Here is a 17,176-nt window from a genome sequence, read left to right as displayed (position 1 = left end):
CTTTTCCCGCTTGTGACGTGCAAGCAAGTGATTTTGATTGATTTAACATACACAGATTTGAAATGAGAGAATCTTATGATATTCAGGGTTCTTATTCAAGTTGAACAACCACGAATTATCATTATAAATCAATGTGTTATATCTTTCTTGCTAAGAAAAGAGAGATCGGTAATAATACTGCTTTGGTTTTTCGTTCTATTGAAATTAGTGGTTTTATTTATCCTGTTATGCCGTAACATACTGTCATTTGAGGGGTGGTGAAGGTGTCCTGTTTGATATATTAAGTATTTTAAGAAGTGCATGGTGAATATTCTTAAGTCTTGTTTATTGTGTCTTTAGTTTAAGTGAATCGCATGCGTGGAAAGCGAGAGAAACCTACTCGGTAGGAAACTAGACTGTTTACAGAGTAGATTGGGTTAAAAGACTTTGTTCTTTGAGGGTGGCATAAAAATCAAAATAGCCATTGTGTTCATTTTTTCTGATATTTTAAATACGAGCTTCAAAAAAATGATGCTTGAACTAAACAATGAGAACTTTTGTAAAAGTGTTTTTAGAGAGCAAGCAATACACGAGTGAATTTACAGAATATAACCATATTTGATCTTCTACAACAAGATAGCGTGGAAAGGCATAAAAATTACGATTCTCTACTGAGGGCATTTACTTAGAGCATTGTACTTCTTTTATTGTTTTTTACGGGTTTATAAAATGCCTTGTTTTATACTTATTCTGTTTATTTTTTGCCTTATCGTTAGAAGATTAAAGACATAAAGGAGAAAACGAGTTTTCCTCTTTCGGTCGTTTTTTATTTGGCTTTAAAGCATCTACGGTAATATCTTTTAAAGCATAGTGATTGCGCATTGTTTCACATTTTCTTTCATTCTTTAATGGAAGGCATTTTTCATGCAAAATAGGATACCCAGAATGCATTTGTGTTATAAATTCACGCGGCTTGTTTTAATGAAATTCTTCTTAAGATTTGTCGCACCCATTTCATGATAAGGACTATAATGGAGATTAATGGTAACGTTTCTTTGAAAAGTCTATTATGCATTCAATAAATATGATGGTGTACACTATGTACAATATGGCGGATGAAGTTTAATTTTGGCGTATTGCACTAAAGTGTGCTGCTTGTTGGAGGGGGAGTGCTTTAGCGCCAAAAGGATGTAAGAATGCTTCTGCTTTACTGATGAGTGTATCTCGCTTTTTTTGGGTTTCTTTAATGCCGTAAAGATGAACAAAAGTGGCTTTTTGTGCCGTTTCATCTTTCCCAGCCGTTTTTCCTAGGGTTTGCGTGTTGGCGGTGACATCAAGAAGGTCATCGGTTAATTGAAAGGCTAAACCAAGATAGGTACCAAAATCAGTAAGCTTTTCAGTTAATTCTTTAGATGCATTGCCAATGATGGCACCTGCTTGGCAAGCAAAGCTTATCAGGGCTGCTGTTTTCATGTGTTGTAGAGTGATAATGTCAGTACTTTCTTGCGGTCTTTTTTCAGCTTCAAGGTCCAGCATTTGTCCACCTAACATACCGCCAAGCCCTGCCGATTGTGCAAGAGACGTGATCAGCTTGATTCTAATATCTGTAGATAAAATACTAGCTTTATGAGCAATAATTTCAAAGGCAAATGTTAAGAGGGCATTGCCTGCTAGAATTGCTGTTGCTTCATCAAATGCTACATGGACAGTGGGTTTTCCACGCCGGAGTATATCGTTATCCATAGCGGGAAGATCATCATGAATGAGCGAATAACAATGGATACATTCTAAGGCACATGCAACATCAAGAGAATGTTCTACAGGGACATCAAAAAGTGCAGCACTTTGAATTACAAGAAAAGGACGCAAGCGTTTTCCACCGTTCAGCACACCATAACGCATGGCTTTGATTAAGTTTTTAGGGCGTGAAATTTCACCATTTTGGATTTGATCACTTAACAGGGTATCAAGCCGCTTTTCAACGGTGTCTCTATGTTTTGCAAGAAGGGTGGTAAATTCGTGCATTCTTGCTTCCTTTGTTTTTACAAAAATGAAATTATGAAGTTTAAAGAGAAAGGTTGTCGCTTTTTCTTGTTTTCATAAATTGGCGTCGTTTTTTATTAAAAATCAACTTCTCTTTTTATCCGTATCTCTACTGTATGCGCAAATCCCTTTTTAAACCAAATAAAAATTGAATGAAGGTCTTATAAAAAAGCTTTCATTGGTGTATAAAATTCTCAAATTTTGCAGTGTTTTTGATATTCCTTTGATTATTGTGACACCATTTTTGATAACAAGAAGGTCATTTTTAGTAAGAGGAGGATCATTTTGACATTGCCTCTTCTTTTTTATCAGTGTATAATATCTTAAAATTTTATGGTGTTTTTAAATGAAGCATTGTCATTTTTGACATTGCTTTTTCTGTTTTAATGGATTTGGAGTGTCTTTTTATGGCTGTACCTAAACGAAAAACCTCTCCAGCGAAGAGGGGCATGCGCCGTTCGGCTGATGCTCTGAAGGCGCCGACTTATATCGAAGATAAAAATTCTGGTGAATTACGTCGTCCTCATCACATTGATTTGAAAACGGGAATGTATCGTGGGCGTTCCGTTTTAGTGGTTAAAGACTTAGCGTTTTCTTTCTTTTCCAGTGGTGAACTTCTTTTATTTCATCGATCAATGCACGCTTGGGGCGTGCATTTTCGCTTTAAGGTGAATGTTGAGGTTCTCTTGCATCGTCTTCTATCGATGTGGAACAGGGAATGTATCGTGGACGTTCTGTTTTAGTGGTTAAAACTTTAGCGTTTTATCTCTTTCAGTGGTAAGTTTCTCTTGATTCATTAGTGAATGCATTGGGTAAGATGCGTTTTTCGCTTTTTCTTGGGAACATATGTGGGATAAAGTTTTGCCGTAGAGAAATGATTCTATTGTGGGAGATGATTTTCTTGTTTTCTTGAGAGGCTATAAAGGGCTACTTGTATCAGTGTCTTTTATGATGACTTCGTTAAGAGCTTGGGTATTGATATAAGTTAGCTCAGTAATAGAATCATTTTGTATCGCACTTAATCTTTATTGATTATAGAGAGAATCCTATTAGACCGTAAAATATCATCGTTTAAGGCAGTTGATCTATGTAAGGCTTTAAGCATATCGGTGTTTTTTATGAGAATATTTAAGGCAATGGTTGTCTATAGGCTTATATTGTGACATGTGATTCTCCTTAAAAAAATAGAGATCGACATCACATTGATTTATAAAGATCATTTGTTGTTTTGCGCCTTGAATGGAAGGTCTATCGTAGGATTTTCTCATTTCAAATTTCTCTCATGTTGAATCAATGACAATCACTTGCTTTTCGGTCACAAGTGGGGATGGTATGTGAGTAAAAACTCTATAAAAAAGGAAAAAATGTCTATAATGAATACTTTCAAATGTAAGAATTGTTGTAACATTGGGATTAAGTGTATGCTGATGCCAGCGTGCTTTCTTATGAGCAGAAAAGAGACAACCGTTACAAGACAGAAGGTGTACACATTCAATGATCTTTAGTGCTTTTGATTGATAAAGGTACATGAGACTTTTCTATGAATATCACGCTGTCTTTTCATATTTTTGAACTAAGAATTGTCCATATATTTTTCTTATTTTTGTGAATATAAGGGATTTGTTGCGAACAGCTTGTAAAAATAAGTAAACTTAAAACCAAATGTGTTGTGTATGGGGATGAGCAAAGTATTTTATCAAAGCCGGTACGACTCTCCAGTTCATAGCTGGTTTATGAGTGATTTTATGGTGGTGCTTACCTAAGTTTATGATTTTTTTTGTTATCTGTTCATTACTAGACAATATATTGATTTATATATATAATTCACTGTTTTCATATTGAATTAGAACCCCGAATAACGTAAGATTCACTCATTTCAAATCTCTCTATCTAGAATCAATCAAAACCACTCGCTTGCACGTCACAAGCGGGATGAGTGTGTGGATAAAATTTGTATAAGAAAGGACTCTTATGAATTGTCTTAAGAGCCAAGGGCTGTAGCACAACACCCACGAGCTGACAAATATAACGATGGTGCCGGCTTGCTTCTTCACAAACGTAAGAGATGGGGGTGGTGTCAATGGATTTACCGTTATACCTTTCCGGGGGCTGCGAAATGGGCTTGGGTGCCTTGAGAGATGTTTCTTTAAAACAAGCCCGTGAATTGGCAACTGGGTGGCGGGCTGTTTTACGTGAGGGGAGTGATCCCATTAAAGAACGTGAGAAACAAAAGCGTGAGGCAATGCGCAATCTCCATTATTTAAAAAATATTGCTTTAGATGCTTTTGAAAGCCGTAAAGCTGAATTAAAAAATGATGGTGAGGCTTGTGATTGGTCTTTACACTTACGCCTTTATATTCTCCCTAAATTAGGCTGTCTGCCCGTTTCAGAGATTACGCAAACTGAGATACGCAATACGCTTTCTCCCATTTGGCATGCAAAAGCTGGAACAGCTCAGACAGCACTGAAGCGTCTTAATCTTTGTCTTAAACATGCGGTTGCATTAGGGTTTGGATGTTGATTTACAAGCAACGATAAAAGCACGCGCGCTCTTAGGGAAACAACGTCATAAAACGTAAAATAGACCAGCTATGGATTGGAGAGATGTGCCGGTTTTTTATCAGTTACTCTGTAAAACACAAAACATAACACAACTGGCTTTGCGTTTGCTTATCCTGACAGGCGTTCATACTAATCCTTTGCGTCATATTCGTGAAGATCAGATTGAAGATGATATCTGGACAATTCCTGCTGAGAATATCCAATCTTTAGCGGTTTGTTTGAAACAGAGATTGAGACTTTTAAGAGTTCTATGAATCATTCTAGATTTTATGTGTCCGATTGGAGTAAGAATATTGCGTATATCTCGTAATCTCTGAAATGAGAATATAACCTCATTTGGGAAAAATATAAAATTGAAAGGGCAATGCCAACGTTCATTTTTATTGTTATTTTTTAAGTGAGCGTTACTGCTTTCAAAAGTATTTGGCATGCCTTTTACAGAATGGAGATGATGGTTTTAGTTCATGTTTTTTTTATCGCGTTCTTTAATGAGGAGGAATGCTTCTCATACAAAATAGAGCGCCCACGACAAAATATGCTTATGTTGTACCGTCACGCGTTTTTTAAAAGGAATATTTTTCAATATTTGTGCTATCCATTTTATGACGGCGTTTTTGAATGTTATAATGGTTTTGTAGAAGGGTAAATGGTAAAATCTCGGTGTAGTGTATAAACGGCACTATGATCTTTACGCTTAATAAAAAATCAAGTCCCGCCCCCTTACACATCTTGCCAGATTCCAATGTCGGTATATCCTTTGGTGCTTGAGACAGTGTCTTGCTCTTTTTGTACAGTTTTTACCCACAGATCAGCCTCGCTTGTGATTGACAAGCAAGTGATTTGATTAATTCAACATGAGAGCAATTTGAAATGAGTAATCTTACCATATTCAAGATTCTAATTTAATATGAATAATGCTAGATTATGATGATTAATCAGTTTGTTATCTATGAAGAAAGAAAATAAGGAGGAATTTGTCGAAAAGTTAGATTGTTTATAGATTGGCGCTGGTTAAGAAACTTTGTCCTTAAGGGCAGAGAGGATGTTAAAAAATAAAACCAGCTTTTCGCTGGTTTTATCGAAATATCATCATTATGATGAGAGAGTGTATTATGCAGCGTAGACAGCTTTACTGTTTTCATCTGTTTCTTCTCTCTCAGTTTTAAACTCGCGTTCCGGCTTGTTGGAGAGATGCATCTCTATGAGATTGATAGCTTCTGTTTCAGAAAGACTATTAATAACCGCAATTTCGCGGGCCATTCTTTCAAGAGCAGCTGTATAAAGTTGGCGCTCAGAGTAAGATTGTTCAGGTTGTAGATTAGAGCGGAAAAGATCACGGACCACTTCGGCGATACAAATAAGATCTCCTGAGTTGATTTTGGCATCATATTCTTGTGCACGACGTGACCACATGGTCCGTTTAACACGTGCTTTTCCACGTAAAACTTTTAAGGCACGTTCGACAGAGTCACTAGCAGATAATTTACGCATTCCAACGGAAAGGGCTTTTGCAATGGGGACTTTGACATCCATCTTATCTTTCGCGAAATGAATGACAAAAAGTTTCAATTTATGTCCTGCAACTTCTTGATCTTCAATCGCTATAATTTGTCCTACTCCATGTGTAGGGTAGACGATATATTCAGAGGTTGCAAATTCTTTGGTCTTGGAAGACGTTCCATGTTGGGATGCCATATTTTAGTTTACTCCCTTATGATCAACAAATGTATCGGAAAACAGGTTATAAACCTGAGGGTTGAGTTTTCTTTAACCAAGTATATTGTACCAATTAAGTGAGCATAAAAGCCGAGTACTTTTAAATCCAAAAAAAATACATTGCTTTACTGTAAAAAGCAAAGAAAAATACTTAGAAAGATGATCATGTTAAAATAACACTAACATCAAACTTTAAAAGAATCAATCATTTCGCTTAAGGATTTTTTTATTTTTACAAGAGAAGTCTTTCAGTCGTTGAAGGAGGAGGGTGTACACTGTATCATTACTCTTCGCCACTTCCTGGATTTTCTGAAAAATACTTTTCTAATTTATTTGGAACGCCATCCATTTCTTTTGCTTGAGAAAGGGGATCTTTTCGGGTGGTTAGATTAGGCCATTTGTTTGCATAATGAAGATTAAGTTCTAACCACTTTTCTAATCCTGGTTCTGTATCAGGTAAAATCGCTTCTGCTGGGCATTCTGGCACACAAACACCACAATCGATGCATTCATCGGGGTGAATAACAAGCATATTTTCCCCTTCATAAAAACAATCAACAGGGCAGACTTCAACGCAATCCGTATATTTGCAGTGAATGCAGTTGTCGGTTACTACGTGGGTCAAGATCAAACTCCATTTGTTACTTTAATTCTCTTTAGAGGAAAGTGGGTGCGTGTTTTTATGATTGGTGAGTTGATCGCGTAGTACAGCTAGTTTCGCAAAAGGTGAATCAGGATTAAGGCGCTTTTCTTTGTGAAAAGGCTTATGATTTGCATGTTTTCCTTGGGATTTGTGGAACTTATGAGAGCGTTTTGCTTGTGATAGTGCTTCTTGAGGGGAATTTTCATTTGTGTGTTCCGCTTTTTTTACAGCGTTCTTCGATTTATTTTGCCACTTATTTCCTAATTTATCATGTTTTTTTTGTGCGTGGTGGTGAAATTGATGCTTATAATGCCATAATAAAATAACTTTACCTTCTTCTGTAGAGCGAGGGGATTTGGCAAAATTCCCAACAGGTTCAGCTGCTGGTAAGCGATTGGTTTTATGGAGATGTTTTTCAATACCAGAGGATAAAGTGTTTGGGTATGAGGTATTTTTTTCTTCTCGTGTTGTTTTTAAATCGCTTATTGTTTGCCATTGACTTCCAACGCATTCTGCTGCAGGAACATCTTGTATTGTCCTATTGACAGGGGAAGAGGCTTGGTGTGCAAAGAGATTTTGTTCAAAAACAGTATTGCTTATGCTGTACGATTGATAACCAAGTCCTTTGAGGATTTCTTCCATATCATTTCCATTGGCCCCAAGAATGGACATCATGGCTGGTGTAACAAAAAAACTTTTGCCATCATAGGCTCCATCGGGTCTGGGATCACTTCCTTGTTTCCAATGAAGTGCGGGGCGGATGAGATTGGCAAGACGTTCTAAAATATCAATCCGTACAGCACGTTGTCCTAAGATTCGGTAGCCGGCTAATTGATAAAATTGGCGGTTATAGGTAGGGTCAACAATCAAAGAGGTTCGACCAGCAGATAATGCTGAAAAAATTTCACCCAAACCAGTTTGATCTTGTCCCGCATTTTGAAGATTCCACAGGAGAGTAATGGCTTGAACCGGAGCAGGTTTAAGCATTCCGGCAACATAGATGTGAAAAGCGCCAAAACGCACGCCTAGACGCCGAAGCACGGCACGTGATTCTTGCGCAAGTTTTTTGACAATGTCTAAAACTTCACGGCGTGGTAAAATCCCTAAAGAGTTAAAAAGTTGTAAAGCAAGACTGTTTGTTGAATCCGTTAAATTATCAGCATTGCGCAAATCAAACAGGGGTTTTAAAGTCGTTTCAAAATGAAAGGTGACAAAGCGTTCTAATCGCTTCACAACGTTATTGCGGGATTCTCCCGTGAGTTGTTCATCTGCTAAAACAATCAGTTTTGGTTTGAAAAAATCTTCTGTTGCTACAAGTTGTCCTACGGGTTGACCAATCCAGCGCACAATTCCATCAGAACTGAGGGTAAAATCTCCATTTGCACAAGCACAAAAACGTGTCGCGCGTTTGGAAAAAGCAAGAATCAAATTCTCATTCTCTGTTGAAATTTGCTTCTCAGCTATTTGATCGGTACTGTTTTTGTTGGCATAAAAACGAAAACCTTCAAATTTACCCCTTCCGTGTTTTTCAATGAGAATATCATCTTGAAGAATCTCATTCTGTTGAACAATCTTGCTATCCATGATCATTTTCTTTCTCAGTGTGACACTGGTCAAAAGCTTTTTGCGACAATTTCATAATGGTGCTCTTTCTTTAACACGTTTGTTGCGTTTGCTTCAATCACTCTTGTCATTTTTTGCTGTTTCTTTGCGCCTTTAAAACTTGAATGATTCTTTTTTTATTCAGTTTTCATTCAGTTTAGATGCTTTATATTTGCAAATTACACTTATTAGTTGTATTGTAAAGCTGAAAGCATGAATAAATTCTTCAATTTAAAAGGAAACGGAATTGGTTATCAAAAAACAGCATTTGTTTTGCGTGATCACTTTATTTTTTTTGCTGTTTTGTCATGAAAAGTGGAGAGAAAGTTTTTTCAAATATTTCATAGGCTAAAAGGCATGTTGTAAAGGCATTTTGCAGGTGAAATTGTGTCTTATGACAAGAAGTTTTACCATGACAGTAAAAAAAACAATTGCGATTATAAAATTACACGTTAAAGTAGTAGGTACAGAAGTTAACAACTTTTGCGTTCTTTTTAAGCAAAGAACAATGATGTCGTTGCCAAATCAATTTTGATAATTTTAATCGCAAGGGGTTATTATGGGTAATCTTTCAAATGCTGTTTATAAAAGCAGCAAAAATTATAGCGATGCAGACAAAAGCTTAGGACGTAATATGATGCGTTCTGCTATGCAAGCACCTTATCTTGAACGACAAAAAGAGCATGATTTGGCTCTGCGGTGGAAAGACAAACGTGATGATGATGCCATGCATCAAATTGCAGCGGCTCATATGCGTTTAGTGATTGCTATTGCTAATCGCTTTAAACGTTTCAAAATGCCATTGGGAGATTTGGTCCAAGAAGGGTATGTGGGACTATTGGAAGCAGCTGCACGTTTTGAACCTGATCGGGAAGTGCGTTTTTCAACGTATGCAACGTGGTGGATACGCGCTTCTATTCAAGATTATATTTTGCGAAATTGGTCAATCGTTCGAGGGGGAACGAGTTCTTCGCAAAAAGCACTTTTCTTTAATCTTCGGCGTTTGCGTGCAAAACTGATACAAGATGATAGTGCTTTGTCAAAACAGGATATTTTTCGCACAATCGCTGAAAAGCTTGGCGTTTCCGTGCGCGATGTTGAAACGATGGATTTTCGTTTTTCCAGTTCTGATAATTCCTTGAGTGTTTCTGTTTCTGAGAACAGTGATAATCCCATTGCTAAGATGGATGTTTTGGTGGATGATAGTCCTCTTCCTGATGCTTTAATTGAGCAAGTCATTGATGGTCAACGGCGTACACAGTGGCTTTACGATGCGTTGCAAATTCTCAACGAACGGGAGTTGGAAATTATTCGCTTTCGTCGCTTAAATGAAGAGGGGGCGACTCTCGAAGTTTTGGGTGAAAAGTTAGGAATCTCGAAAGAGCGCGTGCGTCAAATTGAAGCTAGGGCTTTGCAAAAATTGCGTTCTGCTCTCCTTACGGTTCATTCAGAAGACGCTTACGATATATAAGCAGTGAAATGCTTTGGGGGGGAGGAGGAAAGAGAATATATTAAGTGGGGGCATATGAGAATATGATGAAGTCAGTTTTAGGGGGTGTTCATATTTGTTTAGGAATATGCCTCCTTGGGGGCGCTACTGGTAAACAGAGGAAGACAGGGGGCAGAGTTAGTTGGAGGAAATATGTATCACACGGAGGCCTATAGAGGCATGATGAAATTGGATTTTAAAGTGTTCCTCCTTATTTTCGAATATGCTTTAAGGGGGAGGGCGTGATACAGATAGAAAAGAATTAAAACTGTAGCAGATGAGAAAAAGGGCTTATTCTGTAATAATTTTCACTTTGGTACCTGCGGGTAAAGTTTGCGTTGGTGAGAGGGCGTTGAGGATGCGAAAGAGTTTTTCTTTATATGGTGTGTATTGCATTTTATCTGCAAGATTTGCAACGGTTTCTCCTTGTTTAACACGAACAACACGGATTTTTAAGGGCTGCAATTTTTTTAACTGTGAAGATGAAAGAGAATGAAAGCTTTGTAGCGTTTTTTTGGCAACCTCTGCAAAATTTCGAGAATTATGTGGAGCGGCCGTCAAAAAACGAAAGATGTGGTTGTTGAATGGAATGGCAACCACATCAAATTGCCATTGATCATTGGTAGCATAGGCCTGTGCTCCAAGTAAACTTTGGCTTTGGAATCCTTGACGCGTAAATTCTTGATTGGGGAGCCCTTGAATTGTGATGGGGCGGATAGATGATTGGTCTAGCCCGAGAATCCAGCCGCTTTTCAAATAATCACTCGCAGATATTTCAGCAGGATGTGGAATAGCGTCAAAACGAATCGCAATTTTATCTGGTCCACTGGCCCAAACAGTGTGTGCTGAATGTTCTATTGTAAAATTATTTGGAACAGAAAAAGCTATGCGCAATTGTGGGTGAATAAATTGGTTGCCTCGTACAAAACCTGTATAAAAGCCTCCTCCAAAAATCATGCCATCAATGCTTTTGAGAAAAGAATCATGATCGGATATTGTACTATTCCCTTTACTGATTTTACGCGCTTTTTCTATCGCAAGCCGAATGCGTTGAGGGGTGGTTGGGTGAGAAGCTAGAAAATCTAGAGAGGCATTTTGGGTGCCGGAGATATTACGAAAAGCACTATAGGCTTCCATTGTTTGAAGAAAGCGCGGTGAAGCAAATGGATCATATCCTGATTGTTGGAGCATTTCGAGTGCAAGGGAATCAGCTTCCAGCTCTTGATTGCGGGAAAATTGCGCGAGTTGTTGCTTGTTTTGCATAGGGTTATGAAGTTTTTTGCCAATAGAAGAAAGAAGACGTGAAGACATGTGATTGGTCATCTTTAATTGGGCTTCTTTTTGCAGGCGTAAAATGCCATGATTGGCTCTGATATGTGCTATCTCATGGGCTAAAATGGCTGCAACTTCTGAAGAATCATTGGCTAATGCCAGCATACCACGAGTGATGTAGATCGAGCCATTGGGGAGCGCAAAGGCATTGACAGTTTCTGAGTTTAAAATTGTTACAGAATAGCTTTGATGAGAACTATGTGATGCAACTGCCAGTTTACGGACAATCTTTGCTAAAAGGTGTTCAAGTTTTGCATCATGATAAGCGCCACCATACATTTGCAGAATACGTGGGTGTTGCAGAGCGCTTAATGTGACATAGATATTGTGGTTGTTGGTACGTTTGATCGTTTTAGAAGAAGTGGAAGAAAGCCTATCATTTTGAGAAAGTGGTGTATGACAAGCCGAAAGGAGAAACGTTAAACTTATGAGAGTGGCTTTATACAGGCACGAGCGAAAAAGAAAATTGCGGTGAAAAATGGGGTGCGTTGGACCATGGTGCACATTATTTCTGCGGAGTAATTTGGCAAATTGCATTTGTATCTTTGTATCGTATGTTTCTTTAAGAAAGGCATTAGAGATAAGGATTCGTTTGGCTATATCATGCTTTTTGTTTATAAAAAATGACTCTCACTTATAAAAAGATGCACTGTAAAGAAAATTTTGTGAAAGGCAAAGTATGGCATGACAACATTTACGATATTATTAAATGGGGATGTTCATATCACTGATCGTTTGCTTAATCAAATTCAAAACAGTCGGGTAATTGCTGCTGATGGTGGTATGCGTCATGCGGCAGCGCTTAATGCGACGCCTGAGTTGTGGTTAGGGGATTTTGATTCATCAGATGAGAATTTAATACGTCAATATAGTCATGTTCCGCGTGAAGTTTTTCCCTCTGATAAAGATATGACAGATAGTGCTCTGGCATGTGAAAGAGCGCTGCAAAATGGCGCTAAAAAGCTTATTTTGTGCGGTGCTTTGGGAGGGGAGCGAAGTGATCACAGCCTTTCTCATATAACGCAAGCGTTGATGATGGCTGAAAGGGGTATTTCAGTGTTGTTGACAAGCGGTTTGGAAGAAGGTTGGCCAGTTTTGTCAAAACCTTGTTCGTATGATTTGCCTAAGGGATGTTTGTTTAGTATTATCGGTTTTTCTGATTTAAAAGGTTTAACTCTTAAAGGGGTAAAATGGCCAATTTGTGACAAAAATGTGTCATTTGGCTCTTCTTTAACACTTTCTAACCGTATTTGTGGAACCTTTTCTTGCCATTTAGGTTCTGGAAAAGCTATATTGTTAGTGTCTGTACCTATTCCATAAAGCTCTTCCAATATATTTTGAATAAGGCAGGGGGGGGCCTAGTGATGAAGTGCCGACATAAACGATATATGTATTGATCTTGAGAAGGAAAGGTTTTGATATGTTAAAATCAATTTTTAAAGTGGCCGTTGTTTCAGCCATTGGTTTCAGTTCAGTCGCTTGTACTACAAACGATGAACGCGTTGCACGTTACGGCGTAGGAGGAGCAGCAATCGGTGCTTTGGCTGGAACTGCTATTGCTGGAAGTACGCCTGGAGCAGCACTGACCGGTGCAGCATTTGGTGCTTTGGCTGGAACAGTAACAGGTGCAGCTGCAAATCAAAGAAAACAACAAAGACAGGTATCACAATTGTGCACGTATCGTGGTCGTAGAGGGCATGTTTACCAAGCACCTTGTGGACAGAGAGTTCCTGTACGACAATTATGTGCTTACCGTGATGCAAGAGGGGTGATGTATAAAGCACCTTGTCCGCGCCGCGTTCGTTAATGGCGGTGCCGCTTCTGCGGCTTGACCGCATTTTCTTAAATTTTGGAAAAACGCCTTTGCTCAATCAAGCTTGTTTATCGGTTGAGCAGGGGGCGCGTATTGCGCTGGTCGGCCGTAATGGTTGTGGAAAATCGACCCTATTAAAAATTGCCGCAGGAATATTAGAACCTCATGGTGGCGAAATTTTTCGCCACCCGCGAGTAACGCTCCGTTATGTCTCACAAAATCCGGATTGTTCAGGATTTGAAGATATTAATGCTTATATGGAAGCGGGGCTGGACGATACATCTGATGTCCAGTGGATCAATACGCTTCGCACAAATTTAGGGTTTTCTGGGGCGGAAAAATTGGAAACGCTTTCGGGAGGCGAAAAGCGGCGTGTTTCACTGTTACGGGCCATTGCTGCAAAACCCGATATTTTGTTCTTAGATGAACCAACCAATCATCTTGATTTACCAACCATTGAATGGCTGGAAGCTGTTTTGGCTTCTTTGCGTTCAGCGATTGTGGTGATTTCCCATGATCGGCGATTTTTAGAAAATGTTACGCGGTCAACGGTATGGCTTGATCGTGGCACAACCAAAAGACTGGAAAAGCGTTTTTCTGAGTTTGAAAATTGGCGTGATAAAGCACTGGAAGAAGAAGCCATCGAACAGCATAAATTGGGGCGCCAAATTGCTCGTGAAGAGCAATGGTTGCGTTATGGCGTGAGCGCACGGCGTAAGCGTAATGTACGGCGCTTAGGCGAATTAAAAGACTTAAGACAGCGTCATCAAACCTATAAAGGGCAGCCGGGAAATGCACTTTTGACAGCAGCAAAAAGTCATGATTCTGGGCAATTGGTGCTTGAAGCAAAGAAAATTTCAAAATCCTATGGTGATCGCATTATTGTGAAAGATTTCTCTTTGCGCATTCAGCGGGGTGATCGAATCGGGTTGGTAGGACCCAATGGAATCGGAAAGACAACGCTCCTTTCTGCATTAATTGGGCAAGAAGCCGTGGATAGTGGAACGGTGAGGCATGGCTATAACCTCTCTATGGCATTGCTTGATCAGCAACGTATTTTAAATGAAGAAGAAACTTTAGCGCATTATTTAACGGGAGGAAGAGGTGATACTCTTGTGATCAATGGGCTGGAGCGGCATGTGGTTTCTTATATGAAAGACTTTTTATTTTCACCGGAACAAGCACGCACTCCCCTTAAAGAATTTTCCGGGGGAGAAAGAGCACGCCTCATGCTTGCACGACTTCTTTCTCGTCCTGCAAATTTTTTGATTCTTGATGAACCGACCAATGATTTGGATATGGAAACTTTGGATTTGTTGCAAGAATTTATTGCTGATTTTGCGGGAACTGTATTGTTGGTCAGCCATGACAGAGACTTTTTAGATCGTACTGTAACGCATATGTTGGCACCTCAAGGTGATGGTCATTGGGTTTTGTATGCGGGCGGCTACAGTGATATGATGGCGCAAAACCAGCATGCTCTTCGTTTACAACGCAAAAAAACAGAATTATCGCAGCGTAAAGCACCTTCAAAATCTCATGCGGGAGAGCTTTCAAAGCAGGACACATCAACAGATCATGGCTTGATAGGGCGGGAGAAAAAAACACGAAGTAAATTGTCTTATAAGCAGGTTTATGCATTGGAAAAATTGCCTGAAGAAATTGCTGTTTTGCAGGACGAAATCAAAAAAATTGAGCAAGAACTCTCTGATCCAGCTCTCTATCGCAGTGATAAAGAGCGTTTTGAGCGTTTATCAACAACGTTGGAAAAAAAGAAAAATACTTGCACACAAAAAGAAGAAGAATGGTTAGAGCTTGAAATTTTACGCGAAGAAATGGAAGCGTGTTCACGGTAATGTTTTAGATATTAATATCTAAGCATTTTAATTCGTATTGCATCATCGCTTTTCTTTGATTTGTTACAAGATCTTATGGCTGATTTTGCGCGAACAGTGTTGTTGACGAGTTATGGCAGAGACTTTTTAGATCGCACTGTAACATATAGCACCTCAAGGTGATGGTCATTGGGATTTGTATACGGGGGGACAGTGAGATGATAGCGCAAAACAAGCATGCTCTGAGCTTACAAGGCAAAGAAACAAAACTATCTTTGCCGTGAGTTTTTTCAAAATTTCGTATATGGAAGTATGCCAGTTCCATTGCATACTTTGCCAGTCCCCAATGTTGCTACAGCGCCCCTTGGAACTTGAGAGCATTCATAAGAAATATTCCCTTGTCTTTACCTTATGCTTTAAACATACCACCTCCGCTTATGATGGAAAAGCAAATGATCCTCATTGATTCTAACGTAAGAAGTATTGTGATGAGGAAAGCTTACTGTATTCGACATTATGATTTGAGTTTAAAAATGATGATTTGTTAAGATAAATCAACGTGTTATTGTTACATTGTCTAGGAGGAGAAAATGATGGCAATTAAAACAAAGCGAACAATTTCTACATTGATCGGTTTAGAAGATGCAGCTGAACTGTCTTCTTATTACCTCCGTAATGCGAATCATCTGCATCCTTTTGAACCTGTTAGATCTGATGATTACCATACCCTAACAGCTTGGGAAACACGAGCCAATGCATTTGCTTGTGAAAGTGCACAGGGACAAGCATATCGATATGCTGTACGATTAAAAAATGAAAACACAGTCATCGGTGTTGTGAATTTTACAAATGTGGTTCGGGGTGTTTTTCAAGCCTGTCATCTTGGTTTTTCTCTTGATGAAAAACAACAAGGCAAAGGTCTCATGTTTGAGAGTTTATCGGCTCTAATACGCCATATCTTTCATGTTTATCATCTGCATGGAGTGATGGCAAATTATAGACCTGAGAACATAAAAAGCGAACGTTTATTAAAACGCCTTCATTTTGAAAAAGAGGGCTATGCCAAAGACTATTTGATGATTTCTGGAAAATGGAGAGATCACATTCTAACCTCTCGAATCAATGATCTTTATGAGTCCGTTAATAGATTCCAATAAAGTTTTGTTAAGGGTCTTTTTATCAAATGTGTAAATATGCTGAATTTCTCCCTATCCTCAAAGATTAAGATCTTTAACCACCTCTTCTTTTATAAATAGTTTAGAATCTCGTTTAGCGGATTTCAACTGCTGACTATTTTTATATGTTTCTTTTCGTAGATAATAAATTGATTTATCATCATAATTCATTTTTTTCAATTTGAAGAGAGTCCTCAATATCGGAAGACTTTCTCACTTCAAATTTATTGATGTTTAATCATAAAAAACACCTCTCTTGCACATCACAAACTGGGTTGGCATACAAGTGAGGGTTTATGTGGATAAACAATGATTGAAGAATAAGAATAAAAATTCTCTGTATAAATCCTTTTAAATGTGAGGGCTGTTGCAATATTGTGTATTCTGTGACCGATAGTCTCGTTACAAGTTACACAAACGGCTTATTGTTTGGGTGAAATTTTTATACATTCATTTATTTTTTGCCATTTGTTTTTTGTATTTTCTTTTCTTAAGAAAATTTCCAATGTTATCAATGGTTTTAATTCATACCAAGCGCATTTTTATAAAGTTCAATGATTGCTTCTTCTTCCATTCTTTCATGCTCTTCTTTTTTACGCAGCCGTATAATGCTTCGAACAGCTTTACTATCAAAGCCAGAGCCTTTAAGTTCAGTGTAAACGTCTTTAATATCATCAGAAATGGTTTTTTTCTCTTCTTCTAGTCGTTCAATACGTTCGATAAAAGAGCGTAATTGGTTTACGGATATAGCGTGTGTTTGATCGGTTACTGTATCGTTCATTGTATTTTTCTCCAAGTTATATATTTTAAGTTGTTTTTCGACGACGAATTTATGTTAAAAAAGCTTGAAAATAAAAAGTAAATCAAGCTACACAGCTTTTTTACAAATTGACTTTAAATATTTTGTAAAATTTTTAAGATATATGCATTGATAAAAGGGCTATAAAAAGAAAAATATGAAAATATACGTTTTAGACTTGAAAAGCT

General features: G+C 38.3%; 11 protein-coding genes and 2 pseudogenes. 7 read left to right on the top strand and 6 right to left on the bottom strand.

Annotation, left to right across the window (positions count from 1 at the left end; translation table 11 throughout):
* Positions 1–1,101: 1,101 nt before the first annotated feature.
* The gene (locus tag ACFILH_RS03140; RefSeq protein WP_273790503.1) at positions 1,102–2,004 is read right to left on the bottom strand and encodes a polyprenyl synthetase family protein; all 903 of its coding nucleotides are present in this window, start codon (positions 2,002–2,004) and stop codon (positions 1,102–1,104) included.
* 425 nt (positions 2,005–2,429) lie between these two features.
* Here ACFILH_RS03140 and rpmF point away from each other — a divergent pair.
* Together rpmF and ACFILH_RS03130 are read left to right on the top strand one after the other, a co-directional pair.
* Positions 2,430–2,606: pseudogene (rpmF, locus tag ACFILH_RS03135) on the top strand (50S ribosomal protein L32); the annotation flags it as partial.
* 1,458 nt (positions 2,607–4,064) lie between these two features.
* A pseudogene (locus ACFILH_RS03130) lies at positions 4,065–4,787 on the top strand (tyrosine-type recombinase/integrase); the annotation flags it as partial.
* A gap of 907 nt (positions 4,788–5,694) precedes the next feature.
* On the opposite strand, the gene ACFILH_RS03125 reads toward ACFILH_RS03130, so the two are convergent.
* The 3 genes from ACFILH_RS03125 to ACFILH_RS03115 all read right to left on the bottom strand — a co-directional run bounded on the left by ACFILH_RS03125 (position 5,695) and on the right by ACFILH_RS03115 (position 8,527).
* The gene (locus tag ACFILH_RS03125; protein WP_273790499.1) at positions 5,695–6,279 is read right to left on the bottom strand and encodes a CarD family transcriptional regulator; all 585 of its coding nucleotides are present in this window, start codon (positions 6,277–6,279) and stop codon (positions 5,695–5,697) included.
* A gap of 304 nt (positions 6,280–6,583) precedes the next feature.
* On the bottom strand, positions 6,584–6,925 hold the full coding sequence (gene fdxA / locus ACFILH_RS03120; protein ID WP_273790498.1) for a ferredoxin FdxA: 342 nt from the start codon (positions 6,923–6,925) through the stop codon (positions 6,584–6,586).
* 21 nt (positions 6,926–6,946) lie between these two features.
* On the bottom strand, positions 6,947–8,527 hold the full coding sequence (locus tag ACFILH_RS03115; RefSeq protein ID WP_273790497.1) for a hypothetical protein: 1,581 nt from the start codon (positions 8,525–8,527) through the stop codon (positions 6,947–6,949).
* Positions 8,528–9,104: 577 nt separating this feature from the next.
* Here ACFILH_RS03115 and ACFILH_RS03110 point away from each other — a divergent pair.
* On the top strand, positions 9,105–10,016 hold the full coding sequence (locus ACFILH_RS03110; RefSeq protein WP_015856975.1) for an RNA polymerase factor sigma-32: 912 nt from the start codon (positions 9,105–9,107) through the stop codon (positions 10,014–10,016).
* 309 nt (positions 10,017–10,325) lie between these two features.
* Here ACFILH_RS03110 and ACFILH_RS03105 read toward each other — a convergent pair whose 3' ends face one another.
* Positions 10,326–11,903 carry a M48 family metalloprotease gene (locus tag ACFILH_RS03105; protein WP_375630917.1) on the bottom strand — a complete coding sequence of 526 codons (1,578 nt, stop codon included), beginning with the start codon at positions 11,901–11,903 and terminating at the stop codon, positions 10,326–10,328.
* A gap of 147 nt (positions 11,904–12,050) precedes the next feature.
* Here ACFILH_RS03105 and ACFILH_RS03100 point away from each other — a divergent pair, with 147 nt between their 5' ends.
* The 4 genes from ACFILH_RS03100 to rimJ all read left to right on the top strand — a co-directional run bounded on the left by ACFILH_RS03100 (position 12,051) and on the right by rimJ (position 16,171).
* Positions 12,051–12,686 carry a thiamine diphosphokinase gene (locus tag ACFILH_RS03100; protein ID WP_273790494.1) on the top strand — a complete coding sequence of 212 codons (636 nt, stop codon included), beginning with the start codon at positions 12,051–12,053 and terminating at the stop codon, positions 12,684–12,686.
* A gap of 100 nt (positions 12,687–12,786) precedes the next feature.
* Entirely contained in the window at positions 12,787–13,173 is a 387-nt protein-coding gene (locus ACFILH_RS03095) for a hypothetical protein (protein ID WP_273790493.1), read from the top strand.
* Positions 13,173–15,035, top strand: coding sequence for an ABC-F family ATP-binding cassette domain-containing protein (locus ACFILH_RS03090; protein ID WP_273790552.1), 1,863 nt, complete (start codon positions 13,173–13,175; stop codon positions 15,033–15,035). Before ACFILH_RS03095 ends, ACFILH_RS03090 begins: the two co-directional genes overlap by 1 nt.
* A 572-nt stretch (positions 15,036–15,607) precedes the next feature.
* Entirely contained in the window at positions 15,608–16,171 is a 564-nt protein-coding gene (gene rimJ, locus ACFILH_RS03085) for a ribosomal protein S5-alanine N-acetyltransferase (protein ID WP_375667360.1), read from the top strand.
* Between the two features lie 538 nt (positions 16,172–16,709).
* Here the strand turns inward: rimJ and ACFILH_RS03080 are convergent.
* Positions 16,710–16,970, bottom strand: a complete 261-nt coding sequence (locus tag ACFILH_RS03080; protein WP_005774567.1) for a DUF2312 domain-containing protein — start codon at positions 16,968–16,970, stop codon at positions 16,710–16,712.
* Between the last annotated feature and the right edge of the window lie 206 nt (positions 16,971–17,176).

The sequence above is a fragment of the Bartonella sp. CL435QHHD genome (assembly GCF_042195095.1).
In the GTDB taxonomy this organism is placed as follows: Bacteria; Pseudomonadota; Alphaproteobacteria; order Rhizobiales; family Rhizobiaceae; genus Bartonella.
This window is presented reverse-complemented; position numbering and strand designations above follow the sequence as displayed.